This window comes from Pseudoalteromonas sp. Angola-4 (assembly GCF_028599265.1).
In the GTDB taxonomy this organism is placed as follows: Bacteria; Pseudomonadota; Gammaproteobacteria; order Enterobacterales; family Alteromonadaceae; genus Pseudoalteromonas; species Pseudoalteromonas atlantica.
Genome location: NZ_JAQREK010000002.1, coordinates 353,093 through 368,786 on the forward strand (window position 1 = coordinate 353,093; position 15,694 = coordinate 368,786).

Below are 15,694 nucleotides of genomic sequence, written 5' to 3' on the forward strand. Positions count from 1 at the left end.
TAAAAAGGCTCAATATAGACACTACTTGGCTAAAATAGCCACTTAACGGAGATAACCATGACCCATCCAATTATTAATGATTTAGAAAAACGTTATACAACTAAACGCTACACAACCAAGCGTATTCCTCAAGATGATCTAGATGTAATTTACGAAGCTATGCGTCTTTCTCCTTCATCGATTAACTCGCAGCCGTGGAAATTTATTGTTATTGAATCAGACGAAGCTAAAGAGCGTATGCACTCTACGTTTGCTAATAAATTTCAATTTAATCAGCCGCATATTAAAACTGCATCACACGTTATTTTATTTGCTTACAACCCTAAATATAAACGTGATGACTACGCACAAGTCATTGATGCAGACATTAAAAATGGCCGAACTCAAAGTGAAAACCGCGAACAAGCGTTTGGCGCGTTTGCTTTTGTTGACATGAATACCGATGAGCAAGGCAACAATGCAATGTGGACCAAAGCGCAAACTTACATTGCCCTGGGCAACACAATGCACGCCGCAGCACGCTTAGGCGTTGATTCAACACCTATGGAAGGTGTAGATGCACAGCTTATTGGTGAAGTGTTTGAACAAGAGCTCGATGGCTATATTTGTGATGTAGCGTTGGTACTTGGCTACCACGATGACAGTGAAGATTATAACGCTAAGTTACCTAAATCTCGCTTAGCAAAAGAGCAAGTTATACAGGTTTTATAAAAACCTATTAAAAAAGCTTAGTGCTAATGAGTGCTAAGCTTTTATATTCATTTTATTTTTTAGCAATAGCTTGCAGTACCGACGCTAAACCTGTGTGGTATGTGCCTTCAAACACTTCTCGCTTTAGCTCTTCTAAATGTACAAAGCTAAGCTCGGCTAAGTCATCTTGTAAATCGCTTTTTGAGGTTTTAGTATCGACACTTGGGCCGCCTCCGGTATTATAATTTACTTGCTCAGGCGTATAGGCCTCAAGTAAAAATACCCCACCTAGCTTTAAACCTTTAACAGCGCGCTTATATACCGCTGAACGCACGGCACTTGGTAAAGGGCAATAAATAGACACTACCGCATCCCATTTTTCTTTTTCGAAATCAAACTTCGCTAAATCGGCGTGTACTAGCTCAATGTTTACGCTGTGCTCTTTGGCAAGCTTTGCCGCTTTTTCAAGCCCTACTTTTGAGCCATCAACCGCGGTAACGCTGTAACCCATTTTTGCCAAAAAAACCGCATTTCGCCCCTCACCTTCGGCTAAGCTAATAACATTACCTTTAGGTAATTGCTTATAGTGCTCGGCTAAAAAATCGTTTGGCTGTTTGCCATAAGCGTATTGCTGAGTGTTATACCTTTCATCCCACATAATAGCTCCTGGTATTATTTTGCGTATTCATAGCGTTGAATAAGCCTGCTTAATAATTCCACTAATAATATGTAGTGTAAATAGGTAACTAATTTTTTAATGTTGTTAATATACTACTCAGCCATGCTCACGCACACTGCTAAGTGCTGGATTAAAAGGGGTGATTTTCAGAGCTAAATAAAAAAAGCCAGTGACGAGGTCACCGGCCAAAAGAAGGCAATACGAAGGGAGTCGTACTGGCTGTTAAAACTTTTTCAGTATTCGCTATCTTAATAACGGCACATGAGATTCTAATGCCTGATAGTTCATCCATTGGTTTAATTGCTCTGGCCAGGTAATGGTTGGCTCACAATATAAACCGCGTAATATATAAAAATAAATAGCGCTATCAAGCAAGCTTAATGACGTTTTACCATTTTTAATATTGAGCTGTTTTTCGGTGCCAATTAAAAATTCATTTACTTGTAAAACGATCTCAGGAGTTGATGCTATTAGGTTTACAAAGTTAAGCTCTGTCGATTGCTTGTTATCTTCCCACGCTATGCGGCTAGATTCTGTTTTAAACTCTTTTAAATCAAGTAATGGCCAGCGCGGCAAACCAATTTGCAATAAAGGCGCAAACGAGCCACCTTGCCACTCTATAGCCCCTTGCGTTGGCTTGTTTGATTCGCTAGAACCAGCAAGTTTAATAAACAGGCTAATAATTTCGTTACTTTCACTCATAATAGTGCCGTCATCTTTTTCAAGAATAGGTACTATTTTTTTACCAATTAGTTTTGTTGGTGTTTCAGTGTCGTCGTAATCAAGTACAACGTCATCAAGCTTAATGCCTAATTTACCTGCTACATATTTAACACGCGCACAAAAAGGACAATGAGAGTAACTGTATAGTTTCATAATTAATTAAAGCCTAAAGCGGGTTAAGTACCTATGGCCGTAAGGTACCCAAATAGTCAGCGCAGAAAAACCGCATTTAGGTTGAAACTTTATCTTGTAAAAATTGATAATCACGCTTTAATACCAGTCCGCATAATTAAGTGATCTATTTTGAGGATGGATAAACGTGTTGATAGCAAGGCAAAAAATTCGCTATTTAGTCGTTCTAAATGAGAATTTTTTAACGCAGATAGCGACACGTTTAGCCCCTGAAAATGATTAAGCGTTAATGCGGATTGGTATAAGTAGTAAATAAAATAAAAAAACACGCCATAAAGGCGTGCTTAATTTACACATTATAGTTAGCGCCCTATTACGCCCTCAGCTAAAGGTTTAAATCTAAATATGTAATAGGGTGCTTTATTTTGAGCATTGCCGTTATTAAGTTGTGCCGAAAGCGGCAATTGCGCAGCGCCGGTGTACATGTAACCCTCAGGTCCAATGCTTACACCATCTGGCCAAATCATGTTTTTATCGTACGTGTAATCACGGTACGTACGTGTTTTGGCGTCAATAACGCCCACAGTACGCTCACCTACTATGGTTAAATATAAATTATCATCAGCATCAATACTTAAACCACCGTTTACTGGTTTTTGTGCGTATTGCTCTACACGTTCGCCTAGTTGTTTATCGGTTAATTGCTCGTTAGCAATATCGGCCATTTTAATACGGTAAACATACTTTTTATTAAGCGGAGCAAAGTAAAGCCATTGCTGCGCGTTATCAAGCACAATGCCATCGGCCCCAATAAAGGCATTAAGTTGCTTTTGGTTATCAGTCCCTTCATCAATCATTATTGGCATTGTGTAATCGGGTAATGCACTTTCGTGACCTTGCAGTACTCGCCGGCTCTTACCTGTTTTAGTATTAACGATAATAAGGGCGGCTTGCTTGCCATTTCCGCCATCTGCAATACCTTCATCAGCGATCACCAATGTATTGTATTTGCTCGATATAGCTAAATCATTAAGTTGAGATTGAGCAACCGATATAGGGCTAGGTAAGTAAATAATTTTATTAAGTTTATTGTTTAGCGCATCCCATGCTATCAGCTTTGGCGTAATACGCGGCTGCGCCTGGCCTGAGTCGAGTATCCATACATTACCTCTGTCATCTGCCCTTACCCCTAATACCCAATTTAAATAGTTAGCGGGATTTTTTAAGCTGCCATCACTTTTATAAGGGGTTTGCATTTGCGCATTAGGAAATGGCACCACATCACCACTTTTTAAAAGCTCCCCCACTTTTACTTTTGGGTTATAAAAAGGGTGATAACTAAAAATAAAGCGCTTGTTTTGTGTATACGTAATACCGCCCACAGCACCGTCGGTTTGTGCGTAAACCTCAGCGGGTACCGTGTCATTTGCAAAAGCCGAGGCACTTATTAGCAAGGCTATAGCGCTTAGCCCTAATTTAGATTTATTTAAAAACATAATTTGCCCTACTTTTGCTTAATGTAATTAGCTGTGCCGTCTATCCAGTCTTGTCGAGCTGGGGCAAAAAAATCAATATCTACCGTATCTTGGGTAAAGTGAAATTCGTGCGGTACATTGGCCGGAATCACCATCATGTCGCCCGCTTTCATAAGGTATTGTTTACCGCCAGAAAACACTTTAGCTTCGCCTGACATGATCCACGTTACTTGTTCATTAGGGTGTTTATGAAGCGGTACTTTTCCGCCTTTTTTAGCCACCCATTTTACAAACGTTGATTGCGTACCATGAAAATATTGGCGTGTTAAATATGGGCCCATTTGCTCTTTGGGTTGGCTATCGAGATTAAGTAAAAAAGGGGCATTGGTAATGTGCTGATTATAACTATCCATTATGCCCATTTGGGGTGCAGGCGTTATTTGCTGTTCAAGTTTACTTTGCGCTGCCCATACGCCACTGCTTGTTAAAGCAGTTGCTAATAAAAGCGTGTTAATTTTCATAGTTTCACCTAAATAATAAACTGTGTGCGGCTGCACTGACTATTTAGGTAAAGTTTACAGGCTGAGGATTTTTGAAAAAGCCGCCTAGGCAAGAAAAATTATCAAATAAAAACGAGTAATTAATTACTTATTACAAAATATAAACACAGCAATAAAGCTGGGTTTTACTTAGGTAATGCTTAAAAAACCTTAACTGACCTTTAATTCTTGCATTTGTATGTACTGTACTAAGTCTTCAATCGTTACCACTGTCATGCTGTGTTTATTAGCATAATCACTTACCTGTGGTAAACGCGCCATGGTGCCATCAGGATTAGTGAGTTCACAAATAACCCCAAACGGTTTTAAACCAGCCAGCTGCATTAAATCAACAGATGCCTCGGTGTGGCCGCGGCGAACTAAAACCCCACCTGTTTGTGCTTTTAAGCCAAATACATGGCCTGGGCGCGATAAATCACTGGGTTTGGCATTATCGGCAGTGGCGGCTTTAATCGTTGTTACTCGATCGGCGGCCGATACGCCGGTTGTAACACCGTGTTTAGCCTCTATTGTGACTGTGTAGGCTGTATTATTTTGGCTGGTGTTGTGAGTTACCATTTGCGGTAGCTCGAGCTGCTTAATACGCTCATCGCCCATACACAGGCACACAATACCGCTGCCTTCGCGGATCATTTCCGCCATTTGTTGGGTGGTTAAATGCTCGGCAGAAAAAACAAAATCACCTTCGTTTTCGCGGTTCTCGTCATCAACAACAAGTACGCCTTGGCCTTGCTGCAAAGCAGCTATGGCGCTTTCTACGCGGGTGTGGCTTTCGCCAAATTGGCTAAGTAAAGACTGAATCATTATTATATTCCACATAAAAATAAATAGATTCAGGACACTGAAAGGCATGGCAAAACACACAAACTAAATTGCGCACTTTTTGCCACTAAACAGCTTATACCAATCCGCTTAATTAAGTGATTTATTTTGAGGTTGGAAAAACGTGTCGCTCAAAATGATTAAGTATTATTGCGAATTGGTATTAAACACGCAGCCACAGGCCACGTGTTTGCATACGCTACAAGCTATATTCTCTTTCATCCGGACTATAACCGTCGGCTCTGGCATCTCACCAGATCTGCTTGACCTTTATTTAATACATTAAAAAACGATTATTAAATAAAGCGCTCGCGGGCTCGTTTTATTCAAAAACTAATGAGTAAAACATACCGCCGGTGGGGACTTTCACCCCGCCCTGAGAATGTACCGTGAACTTATCTGTTCACGGCCTGCGCATTATACGCGTGTATTTATACGTTATTCAAAAATAAATGTTAAATAAGCTCAGTATTTAGTGAGGCATTGAGTACTTTACCTTGGTTAATATCGGCCGTGAGTGAGCATTTTGCGCCATTAACTAAGTTTAAATTTGGCTGCACATGGCCAATATCAGCATCTATTATTACCGGGAATAAGCACCCACCCAATGCCACATCTAGCGCATGGCGGTAATCAAATGCATCGTGACGACTTTGTGTTATTTCACTGCGCCCTAAAATAAGGCCGTTAATATCATCAAATACACCGGCAAGTTTGAGCGACAGTAAAAATCGCGCCACGGTGGTAGGGGTAAGCTCTGAATTTTCTAGGTATAAAATTAGCCCTTCGTTCGCACTGTGTTTTTTAAAGTCGTGCAATGCTAAAAATGGCGAATCCAGCAATAATCCTACCGTATCAAGGCAGCCGCCAAATAAGCGCCCAGACATCTCTATTGTGCGCTCATCGGTGTAATTTAGGCACTGCCACTGGGTAGGCTCGCTTGGCGCTAGCAGCTCATCGGGGTTTTGTGCGTAATTGGGTTTATTTTTTTGATAATAAGCAGAAGGTCCTTGCTCAAATTTACTTCCCGACTCGTAGGTAATGGTTTCAAAAATTTGTAAGCTGTAGGGGTTTGTTTCATCAGGGTGGAGCTGCATTAGATTGGCACTATGAAGTGTTGCCCATTGGCACTTAGCCGTAAGTGCACAGGCAATTGTGCTCACATCAGAAAAACCCACCAGCCATTTAGGTTTGGCCTCTTTTATGGCATTAAAATCCAGTAGTGGCAAAATTTCCATTGCCAGCTCTCCGCCCATTGGCGGCATAATGGCGGCAACCTCATCGTCTAGCAAAAAGCCCATTAATTGCTTGGCATGCGCTTTTGCATCTAATTCATCGCGGGGTTTATTTTGGCGTAAAAACTCCCCTTCTACTACCTCGTAACCACGGTGTTTTAAACCGTCTATCACTCTATCTAATCGTGCATGGTATTTTTCTTTTAAGCCCGACGAAAGCGAGCAAATAGCAATTTTAGAGCCTACTTTTAAAGGCGCTGGATAAAGTATATTAGCCATGAATGTTCCTTTTAATAAAGTGATTCCAGTGTGTAAAAGCCGTTATGCATTTACACATTACCTATATGAATGTACCTATATCAACACGCACACTCTTTATGCAATATGAATAAGCGTAGAGTGTGTTTAGCATTTATGCAGTCACCATTTTATTTATAAATTTTTTAACGGGTAATGGCACGCGCTTTTTTAGCAATCCACTTATGCCAATCCGTTTAACTCAGCTCTTTATTTTGAGGGGTGGTGTTATATATGGGGTTTATGAGGATAAGTTGGCATTAGCTAGTTTTTAGGCATAAAAAAACCGATGCAATTGCATCGGTTTTTGCTTGTACATTACTGTGAGCTAAATATTAAAGATACTCAACGTCAATGATTTCGTACTCAACGTCGCCTTTAGGCGTTTTAATGGTCACAGCATCATCTGTTTGTTTACCAATTAAACCGCGCGCAATCGGTGAGTTAACAGAAATTAAGTTATTTTTAATATCTGCTTCGTCATCACCCACAATACGGTAGGTTACTTCGGCATCTGTTTCTACATTTACAATAGTGACAGTAGTACCAAAAATAACTTTACCTGTATTAGGCATTTTAGTTACGTCAATAATTTGCACATTTGAAAGCTTAGCTTCAATTTCTTGAATACGGCCTTCACAAAAACCCTGTTGCTCACGCGCTGCGTGGTATTCAGCGTTTTCTTTTAAGTCACCATGTTCACGTGCAATCGCAATATCATTTACGATTTTAGGACGGGTAACTGTTTTTAATTCGTTAAGCTCTTCGCGCAGTAACTCTGCGCCACGAACTGTCATCGGAATTGATTGCATACTTTTCTCACTTAACACCAAGGCCTAGTGGCCTTGGTACATTTCCTTAGTTCAATCGCTGGTGTAGCTCTTGAACTGACGTCACTTTACTACGGTCGTCCGCTTGGTTAGCAGTACAGTTAGCAAATGCCGCGTTCAAGGTTGTCGTGTAGTTGGTTTTGTTTTGCAATGCACCACGACGCAACACCTTCGAATCTTCGATCGCTTGGCGACCTTCGGTGGTATTTACGATATAGCTGTACTCTTTATTCTTGATGTTATCAAGAATATGCGGGCGGCCTTCATATACTTTGTTTACACGGCGTACTTCAATACCGGCCTCTTTTAAAGCCTCTGCTGTGCCACCTGTTGCATCAATTTCAAAACCAAGGTCTGTCATGGTTTTAGCAAGTTCTACAACACGAGACTTATCGCTGTTACGTACAGATAGTAACGCGCGACCACCGCGTGGTAAAGTGTTGCTTGCACCTAATTGTGCTTTTGCGAACGCTTCGGCGAAAGTATCGCCAACACCCATTACTTCACCTGTAGAGCGCATCTCTGGACCACGAATAGGATCCACACCTTGGAACTTAGCAAACGGTAAAACAACTTCTTTAACGCTGTAATACGGTGGAATTACTTCTTTAGTAATGCCTTGGCTTGCTAAAGACTGACCCGCCATACAACGCGCGGCTACTTTTGCAAGTGCAATACCGGTCGCTTTAGATACAAACGGTACAGTACGCGCCGCACGTGGATTCACTTCAATTAAGTACACTTTGCCATCTTTTACAGCAAATTGTGTATTCATTAAGCCCACTACGCCAAGCTCAAGTGCCATATCGGTTACTTGTTTGCGCATAACATCTTGCACTTCTTGTGATAAAGAGTGTGCAGGTAATGAACATGCTGAGTCACCCGAGTGAACACCCGCTTGCTCAATGTGCTCCATTATGCCGCCAATAATTACTTGCTCGCCGTCACAAATTGCATCAACGTCAACTTCGATTGCATTATCTAAGAAGTGATCAAGTAGTACCGGCGCTTCATTTGAAGCTTGTACCGCTTCGGTCATGTAACGACGTAAGTCTTGCTCATCGTAAACAATTTCCATTGCACGGCCACCCAGTACGTACGATGGACGCACAACCAGTGGGAAGCCAATTTCACCTGATTTAAGTAATGCTTCTTCAGTTGATGTAACTGTTGCGTTTTCTGGTTGTAGTAAATCAAGACGCTCTACTAACTGTTGGAAACGCTCACGGTCTTCTGCGCGGTCAATCGCATCTGGTGAAGTACCAATTACTGGCACACCATTCGCTTCAAGTTCACGTGCTAGTTTAAGTGGTGTTTGGCCACCGTACTGTACAATCACACCTTTTGGTTTTTCAACACGTACAATTTCTAATACGTCTTCAAGTGTAATTGGTTCAAAGAATAGACGGTCAGAGGTATCGTAATCGGTAGAAACCGTTTCAGGGTTACAGTTAACCATGATGGTTTCATAGCCGTCTTCACGTAGTGCAAGGGCTGCGTGTACACAACAGTAGTCAAACTCAATGCCTTGGCCGATACGGTTAGGACCGCCACCAATAACCATGATTTTGTCTTTGTCTGACGGGTTCGCTTCACACTCTTCATCATACGTTGAGTACATGTAAGCTGTGTCTGAGCTAAATTCAGCAGCACAGGTATCAACACGCTTGTACACAGGTACAATGTTTAACTGATGACGCTTTTTGCGAATTTCGGCTTCAGATACACCAGCAATTTCAGCAATACGTGGGTCGGCGAAGCCTTTACGTTTAAGTTTACGTAAAAACTCGGCATTTAAGCCGGCCATGCCACCTTCAGCAATTTTAGCTTCGTCTTTTAAAATGTCTTCTATTTGTACTAAGTACCAAGGGTCAACTTTGGTAAGTTCAAATACCTCTTCTACGCTCATACCGTGGCGCATTGCATCGGCAATGTACCAAATACGCTCAGCGCCTGGCTCGCGTAGTTCACGGATGATTTTTTCGCGCGCTTTCGGGTCATCAAGTGCCACAATTGGGTTAAAGCCCGTTGCGCCTACTTCAAGACCGCGTAATGCTTTGTGTAACGATTCTTGCTGGTTACGACCAATCGCCATTACTTCGCCCACTGATTTCATTTGCGTTGTTAAACGGTCGTTCGAGCCGGCAAATTTTTCAAAGTTAAAGCGAGGAATTTTTGTTACTACGTAGTCGATTGATGGTTCAAATGACGCTGGTGTTTTACCACCCGTAATGTCGTTTTGAAGTTCATCTAACGTGTAACCAATTGCTAACTTAGCGGCAATTTTAGCAATAGGGAAACCCGTTGCTTTAGATGCCAGTGCTGATGAGCGAGATACACGTGGGTTCATCTCAATGATAACCATACGGCCATCATCAGGGTTTACACCAAACTGTACGTTTGAACCACCGGTTTCAACACCAATTTCGCGCAGTACCGCCATAGAGGCATTACGCATTAATTGGTATTCTTTGTCGGTTAGGGTTTGTGCTGGTGCAACGGTGATTGAATCACCAGTGTGTACACCCATTGGGTCAAAGTTTTCGATAGAACATACAATGATACAGTTGTCTTTTTTGTCGCGAACAACTTCCATTTCATATTCTTTCCAGCCAATCAGTGATTCATCAATCAGCAACTCACTTGTTGGTGATAAATCTAGGCCGCGCTCACAGATTTCGTTAAATTCTTCCATGTTGTAAGCCACACCGCCACCAGTGCCACCCATAGTGAAAGAAGGACGAATAATACACGGAAAACCAATACGTGTTAGCGTATCGTGTGCTTCATCCATAGAGTGAGCAATTTCAGCACGTGGACATTCAAGGCCAATGTTTTTCATGGCTACGTCAAAGCGTTCACGGTTCTCTGCTTTGTCGATTGCATCGGCGGTTGCGCCAATTAGCTCAACGCCGTGTTTAGCCAGTACACCGTGCTTATCTAAATCAAGTGCACAGTTTAATGCCGTTTGACCACCCATTGTTGGTAGTACTGCATCTGGTTTTTCTTTTTCAATAATTTTTTCTACCACTTCCCAATGAATAGGTTCGATGTACGTTGCATCGGCCATTTCTGGGTCAGTCATGATAGTTGCTGGGTTTGAGTTAACTAATATAACTCTAAAGCCTTCTTCTCTAAGTGCTTTACACGCTTGAGCACCAGAGTAATCAAATTCACAAGCTTGACCAATTACAATTGGGCCTGCGCCTAAGATAAGAATGCTTTTTAAATCGGTACGTTTTGGCATTATTACTCCAGTTAAATTAGTTATTACGCGCTTGCATCAGGTCGATGAAGTGGTCAAATAATGGGGCTGCATCGTGCGGGCCTGGGCTTGCTTCTGGGTGACCTTGGAAGCTAAACGCTGGCTTATCAGTACGATGAATACCTTGTAGTGTTCCATCAAATAACGATTTGTGCGTGGCACGTAAGTTACTTGGTAGTGTGTCTTCATCGGCAGCAAAACCGTGGTTTTGTGCGGTGATCATTACTACATCGCGGTCTAAGTCTTTTACTGGGTGGTTACCACCGTGGTGGCCAAATTTCATTTTTACTGTTTTAGCACCTGAGGCCAGTGCTAATAATTGATGCCCTAAACAAATACCAAAAATTGGTGTGTCGGTTTCTAAAAAGGTTTTAATTGCATCAATAGCGTAAGTACATGGCTCTGGATCGCCAGGACCATTAGATAAGAAGATACCATCTGGGTTTAAAGCAAGTACATCGGCGGCTGAGGTTTGCGCTGGTACAACGGTTAATTTACAACCGCGATCAACTAGCATACGTAAAATATTACGTTTAACACCGAAGTCGTAGGCTACTACATGAAACTTTTCATCATCGCTGCTAAGGGTTTTAAATCCTTGGCCTAATGTCCAGCTTGGTTCGCGCCACTCAAAATTTTCCTTGGTTGAGACAACTTTTGCTAAATCCATACCTTTTAAACCTGGGAAGGTTTGCGCGGCTTGTAACGCTTTGTTTTCGTCTAACTCGTCACCTGCAATAATACAGCCGTTTTGTGCGCCTTTGTCGCGCAAAATACGGGTAAGCTTTCTGGTGTCGATGTCCGCAATACCTAAAATATTACGTTGTTTTAAGTAATCATCTAACGATTGCTCGTTACGAAAGTTACTTGCTAGCAGTGGCAAATCACGGATCACTAGGCCTTTAGCCCAAATTTGATTCGCTTCTTCGTCTTCGCTGTTGGTACCCGTATTGCCGATATGTGGGTACGTCAAAGTTACGATTTGTTCCGCGTATGATGGATCAGTCAAAATTTCTTGATAACCAGTCATAGACGTATTGAATACTACTTCACCGACTGACATGCCGTCAGCGCCGATTGCAGTACCGCGAAACACTGTGCCGTCTTCTAGGACTAACAGAGCGGATTTAGTCAAGTTAAACCTCCTAACAGTAAAAAACGGGAGTAAGCAAATGCTTAACACCCCGCCAATACCCAGAGGGATCGTCAAAACCAGATTTTTTTGTGAGCTTAAATTGTTTTACGCAGTCTTAAATGATGCCGATATAAAACGCTAAACCTTCAATCATTTTTCTTGCCTAAAACTCTTTTCATTCCCACTGAAACCCCTGGTTTTACTAGCCACTTGGGTATAATTGGAAACACGCATTTAGTAATTTTTGGCAAATTGGCTGCATTCTACATGAAGATGCTATTTAGGTCTAACGTTATTTAGATAAATACTACAAATAAGTCGCTTTAGGCAAAAATAGACCCAAACAGCTAAAAAAGTAACTAAACTACTTCAGATCTAGCACATCTTGCATATCATAAAGTCCTGCTGGTTTATTTTGTAACCACTGCGCAGCCCTTATAGCTCCTAATGCAAAGGTCATTCGCGAACTTGCTTTGTGGGTTAATTCAAGCCTTTCGCCCATAGTTGCGAAATAGGCGGTGTGTTCACCTACTATGTCCCCGCCTCTTAGTACTGAATAGCCAATTTCATTTTGTGATTTTGCGGTTTCTACTTGGCTGCGGTCGTATACCGCTACTTCATCGTGATCCCACCCTTTAGCCTGTGCAATAGATTCACCAATGGCTAATGCTGTGCCCGAGGGCGCATCTATTTTATGACGATGATGTGCTTCAAAAACTTCTATATCTAGGTCATCACCAAACTTAGTGGCCGCTGTTTGCACTAGGTTAAGTAGCACATTAACGCCAACGCTGTAGTTACGCGCAAACACAATAGGAATATGTTTAGCAGCATTTTCTAATAATGCCATGTCTTCGCTAGTTAAACCTGTGGTGCCTATAACCATAGGCAGTTTTTTATCGAGCGCTGTTTTTAAGTGATTGCGCATACCTGCTGGTAACGTGAAATCGATAAGTACATCAACATCAGCAACCTTGCTCTCGTCGCTAAAGCTAATGGATTTGTCGGCTGCACTGTTTACTTGATTTACATTAATACCCAATAACGATGAGCTGCTGCGAACATACGCACCACCAAGTTGTGTTTGCTCTTTAATTGTCGCGGCTTCTAATAGGGCTAAGCCCATTCTGCCGTTAGCACCAAAAACACCTATTCGATTCATTGTTATTGCCTTAATCTGATTTAGTTGGATCTGTTGTTGCGTACCCTGACTAATTTGCCGCCCTAAACTTGCTTTGAGCAATTATTAGCCGCATATAATCGCACACCGGTAGATATTATCTAAAAGTCGTGCAATAGTCAGGTAAGCCCTTAATTAAATAATAATAACAATACCAGTTTACTTTAGCCATCTATACATTTAAACTTCTCTTTCGCGTCGATTTGGTCTTTGGCTTGCGGGCGCTGTGGTCATCTACTTTTTTATTAAAGAGTGATCTACTAAATTCAGCTAAAAGAGGAGTTTTGGCTGTGGTTATATTAACTGGTTATGAGGAATACAATGCAGCCAACATTTAATAAAAACAAAGCAATTCTATCTTTGCTTCCCCTTCTTACCTTTGTAGCCCTTTTTTTAGGCTCAGGTTTATATTTACAATCGCAAGGGGTTGATTACGCTTTTTACCAGCTCCCAGCGCCGGTTGCTATACTACCCGCTATTATGCTTGCCTTTATTTTAAACAAAGGCACTGTAAACCAATGTGTTGAAACCTTTATTAAAGGCGCAGGACACAACAACATTATTACCATGTGTTTAATTTATTTACTTGCTGGTGCATTTTCGGCAGTAGCAAGTGCCACCGGTGGTGTGGATGCGGTTGTAAACGCTGGCTTGTCACTTATTCCCCCGTCGCTGTTATTACCTGGGCTATTTTTAATTGCTGCGGTTGTCTCTACTGCAATGGGTACATCAATGGGTACCATTGGTGCTATAGGGCCAATTGCTTATGCGGTATCCGTTAAAACAGGCATCGACCCTGCGCTAATGGCCGGTACTATAGTATCGGGCGCAATGTTTGGTGATAACCTTTCTATTATTTCAGACACAACCATTGCTGCAACGCGTACGCAAGGCTGTGAAATGAAAGACAAGTTTAAAGAAAACTTAAAAATAGCGGTTCCTGCTGCCGTATTAACCATTGCTTTGTTGCTTTATTTAACGCCTGCTCCACAAGCAGTAGAAACTAAAGATTTTGATTTATTATTAGTGCTGCCTTATGCCTTTATTTTAGTATTGGCTGTTGCCGGTATGAACGTGTTTGTGGTGCTATTTAGCGGTATTGTATTTGCTGCGCTAATGGGCTTTACCGGCAGCTACGAAGGCGCAAGCTTTGTAAAAGATATTTACAAAGGTTTTACCGATATGCAGGAAATATTTTTACTTTCTATGTTTATTGGTGGCTTATCTGAATTTATTCGTATTAACGGCGGCCTTGATTTTCTGGCACAAAAAATTCAAGCCATTACAAAAGTGATTGCCAAGTGGCACCGCAAAGTAGCTGATCAGCTTGGTATAGCTGCATTGGTATTAACCAGCAACGTGTGTATAGCCAATAACACGGTATCCATTATTGTTGCAGGTCCTATTGCTAAAAAACTTGCTGATGATGGCGAAATAAGTGGTAAACGCTCTGCAAGTTTACTTGATATTTTTGCTTGTGTTACGCAAGGCTCACTGCCCTATGGTGCTCAAGCATTACTGTTAGGTGCTACGTTTAAAATTAGCCCGTGGGAAGTGTCAACGTCATCTTACTACTGCTTTATCTTAGCCTTTACTGCCATTGCCGTTATTTGTTTGCGCCGCAATAAAGCCTAAATTTTGTGCAAAATCTTATGTTGCAGCTTAATAAATAAGCTGCAACATATGTTAAAATAATAATCTACAAATCAATACCTTGTGCTATAATGCGCGCTTTCGCGTGTCACTAAAATTATAGTTAAATACAGATTATGAAATATAAAAAAATACTTCCCCTCGTTACCCTTACGTCAATCGCTTTATCATCTTCTGCCCTTGCTGCTAATTGGAGCAGTACCGCATTACATGTTAATAATGGCGACCAAAAAAACCCATTTACCAAGCAAGAATCAGACACTACTGTTTACTCGCTGCAACATGCATCGGGCTATGATTACGGTGATAACTTTTTCTTTATTGATTACAGCAAAGACGATACAACCGACGGCTACCAAGATAGCGACTTTTACGGCGAATGGTATTCTACGGTAAGCTTATCGGCTATTAGCGGTGAGAAAATTGGCGCAGGTGCATTATTAGATGTAGGCCTTACTGGCGGAATTAACGTTGCCGGCGATGCCAAAATGATGAAATACCTACCGGGTGTTAAATTAAGCTGGGATGTACCTGGGTTCAACTTTTTTCAAACACTTGTCACTGCCTATATTGATGACAGTGAAGGCGTAGCCAAAGGCGGTGCCCCTATTGAAACTAACAGCTGGATGTTTGATGTAGCCTTTGAATACCCGTTTACCGTAGGCTCGCAAAAATTTAGCTTTAAAGGACACGCTGAGTACATTGCAGAGCGCGAAGATGAGTTTGGTAACGACGTAGAAGCGTGGATACTTGCACAGCCTATTTTAGTATGGGATATGGGGCACGCGTTAGAAATGAAAGAAAACACCCTATTACTGGGTATGGAACTGCAATACTGGCACAACAAGCTAGGCACTGAGGTCACTGAATCGGTTCCACAAATACACGTTGAGTGGACTTTTTAAGTCCATCCAGTGTAAACAGAGTCAACATTACTTTTAAACGGAGCACTTAAACAGTGCTCTTTTTTTTGCCATGAAAACTATTTAATTGAACACCCTTTAATACTTAGTTATTG

13 protein-coding genes and 1 riboswitch are annotated in these 15,694 nt (G+C 41.6%); of the genes, 3 read left to right on the top strand and 10 right to left on the bottom strand.

From position 1 onward, the window contains the following. Positions 1 to 57 precede the first annotated feature (57 nt). Positions 58 to 711, top strand: coding sequence for a nitroreductase family protein (locus PSH48_RS04045; protein ID WP_024033391.1), 654 nt, complete (start codon positions 58 to 60; stop codon positions 709 to 711). Between the two features lie 52 nt (positions 712 to 763). On the opposite strand, the gene PSH48_RS04050 is transcribed toward PSH48_RS04045, so the two are convergent. From PSH48_RS04050 to dapB, 10 genes are all read right to left on the bottom strand, one after another. After that, on the bottom strand, positions 764 to 1,348 hold the full coding sequence (locus tag PSH48_RS04050) for a class I SAM-dependent methyltransferase (protein WP_273610948.1): 585 nt from the start codon (positions 1,346 to 1,348) through the stop codon (positions 764 to 766). Positions 1,349 to 1,612: 264 nt separating this feature from the next. Continuing rightward, positions 1,613 to 2,245 (bottom strand): glutaredoxin 2, encoded by a 633-nt coding sequence (gene grxB, locus PSH48_RS04055; protein WP_273610949.1) that lies wholly within the window; start codon positions 2,243 to 2,245, stop codon positions 1,613 to 1,615. Between the two features lie 341 nt (positions 2,246 to 2,586). Beyond that, positions 2,587 to 3,720, bottom strand: a complete 1,134-nt coding sequence (locus PSH48_RS04060) for an L-dopachrome tautomerase-related protein (RefSeq protein ID WP_029774289.1) — start codon at positions 3,718 to 3,720, stop codon at positions 2,587 to 2,589. Between the two features lie 8 nt (positions 3,721 to 3,728). Further along, complete coding sequence (locus tag PSH48_RS04065; RefSeq protein ID WP_029774290.1) at positions 3,729 to 4,220, bottom strand: cupin domain-containing protein; 492 nt, start codon at positions 4,218 to 4,220, stop codon at positions 3,729 to 3,731. 189 nt (positions 4,221 to 4,409) lie between these two features. Beyond that, positions 4,410 to 5,063, bottom strand: coding sequence for a 3,4-dihydroxy-2-butanone-4-phosphate synthase (gene ribB / locus PSH48_RS04070; RefSeq protein WP_054983117.1), 654 nt, complete (start codon positions 5,061 to 5,063; stop codon positions 4,410 to 4,412). A gap of 224 nt (positions 5,064 to 5,287) precedes the next feature. Beyond that, positions 5,288 to 5,469, bottom strand: a riboswitch (FMN riboswitch). Between the two features lie 67 nt (positions 5,470 to 5,536). After that, positions 5,537 to 6,595, bottom strand: a complete 1,059-nt coding sequence (locus PSH48_RS04075) for a S66 family peptidase (RefSeq protein WP_054983116.1) — start codon at positions 6,593 to 6,595, stop codon at positions 5,537 to 5,539. A gap of 353 nt (positions 6,596 to 6,948) precedes the next feature. Next, a complete protein-coding gene (gene greA, locus PSH48_RS04080) occupies positions 6,949 to 7,425 on the bottom strand; it encodes a transcription elongation factor GreA (protein ID WP_004588092.1) in 477 nt (158 codons plus the stop codon). A gap of 46 nt (positions 7,426 to 7,471) precedes the next feature. Beyond that, on the bottom strand, positions 7,472 to 10,690 hold the full coding sequence (gene carB, locus PSH48_RS04085; RefSeq protein WP_248450822.1) for a carbamoyl-phosphate synthase large subunit: 3,219 nt from the start codon (positions 10,688 to 10,690) through the stop codon (positions 7,472 to 7,474). Positions 10,691 to 10,706: 16 nt separating this feature from the next. Further along, the gene (gene carA / locus PSH48_RS04090) at positions 10,707 to 11,843 is read right to left on the bottom strand and encodes a glutamine-hydrolyzing carbamoyl-phosphate synthase small subunit (RefSeq protein WP_273610950.1); all 1,137 of its coding nucleotides are present in this window, start codon (positions 11,841 to 11,843) and stop codon (positions 10,707 to 10,709) included. 364 nt (positions 11,844 to 12,207) lie between these two features. After that, positions 12,208 to 13,005: a 4-hydroxy-tetrahydrodipicolinate reductase gene (dapB, locus tag PSH48_RS04095; RefSeq protein WP_096041514.1), complete on the bottom strand. Its 798-nt coding sequence runs from the start codon at positions 13,003 to 13,005 to the stop codon at positions 12,208 to 12,210. 339 nt (positions 13,006 to 13,344) lie between these two features. On the opposite strand from dapB, the gene PSH48_RS04100 reads away from it, so the two are divergent. Together PSH48_RS04100 and PSH48_RS04105 are read left to right on the top strand one after the other, a co-directional pair. Then, on the top strand, positions 13,345 to 14,658 hold the full coding sequence (locus PSH48_RS04100; protein WP_004588096.1) for a Na+/H+ antiporter NhaC family protein: 1,314 nt from the start codon (positions 13,345 to 13,347) through the stop codon (positions 14,656 to 14,658). 134 nt (positions 14,659 to 14,792) lie between these two features. After that, positions 14,793 to 15,581 carry a nucleoside-binding protein gene (locus PSH48_RS04105; RefSeq protein WP_273610951.1) on the top strand — a complete coding sequence of 263 codons (789 nt, stop codon included), beginning with the start codon at positions 14,793 to 14,795 and terminating at the stop codon, positions 15,579 to 15,581. Positions 15,582 to 15,694 lie beyond the last annotated feature (113 nt).

What these genes read in the sequence shown, in the direction of transcription:
- greA (WP_004588092.1), bottom strand. Translation starts at nt 7,425, where the DNA reads ATGCAATCAATTCCGATGACAGTTCGTGGCGCAGAGTTACTGCGCGAA.
- grxB (WP_273610949.1), bottom strand. Translation starts at nt 2,245, where the DNA reads ATGAAACTATACAGTTACTCTCATTGTCCTTTTTGTGCGCGTGTTAAA.
- carB (WP_248450822.1), bottom strand. Translation starts at nt 10,690, where the DNA reads ATGCCAAAACGTACCGATTTAAAAAGCATTCTTATCTTAGGCGCAGGC.
- dapB (WP_096041514.1), bottom strand. Translation starts at nt 13,005, where the DNA reads ATGAATCGAATAGGTGTTTTTGGTGCTAACGGCAGAATGGGCTTAGCC.
- PSH48_RS04105 (WP_273610951.1), top strand. Translation starts at nt 14,793, where the DNA reads ATGAAATATAAAAAAATACTTCCCCTCGTTACCCTTACGTCAATCGCT.
- ribB (WP_054983117.1), bottom strand. Translation starts at nt 5,063, where the DNA reads ATGATTCAGTCTTTACTTAGCCAATTTGGCGAAAGCCACACCCGCGTA.
- PSH48_RS04100 (WP_004588096.1), top strand. Translation starts at nt 13,345, where the DNA reads ATGCAGCCAACATTTAATAAAAACAAAGCAATTCTATCTTTGCTTCCC.
- PSH48_RS04065 (WP_029774290.1), bottom strand. Translation starts at nt 4,220, where the DNA reads ATGAAAATTAACACGCTTTTATTAGCAACTGCTTTAACAAGCAGTGGC.
- PSH48_RS04060 (WP_029774289.1), bottom strand. Translation starts at nt 3,720, where the DNA reads ATGTTTTTAAATAAATCTAAATTAGGGCTAAGCGCTATAGCCTTGCTA.
- PSH48_RS04045 (WP_024033391.1), top strand. Translation starts at nt 58, where the DNA reads ATGACCCATCCAATTATTAATGATTTAGAAAAACGTTATACAACTAAA.
- PSH48_RS04050 (WP_273610948.1), bottom strand. Translation starts at nt 1,348, where the DNA reads ATGTGGGATGAAAGGTATAACACTCAGCAATACGCTTATGGCAAACAG.
- PSH48_RS04075 (WP_054983116.1), bottom strand. Translation starts at nt 6,595, where the DNA reads ATGGCTAATATACTTTATCCAGCGCCTTTAAAAGTAGGCTCTAAAATT.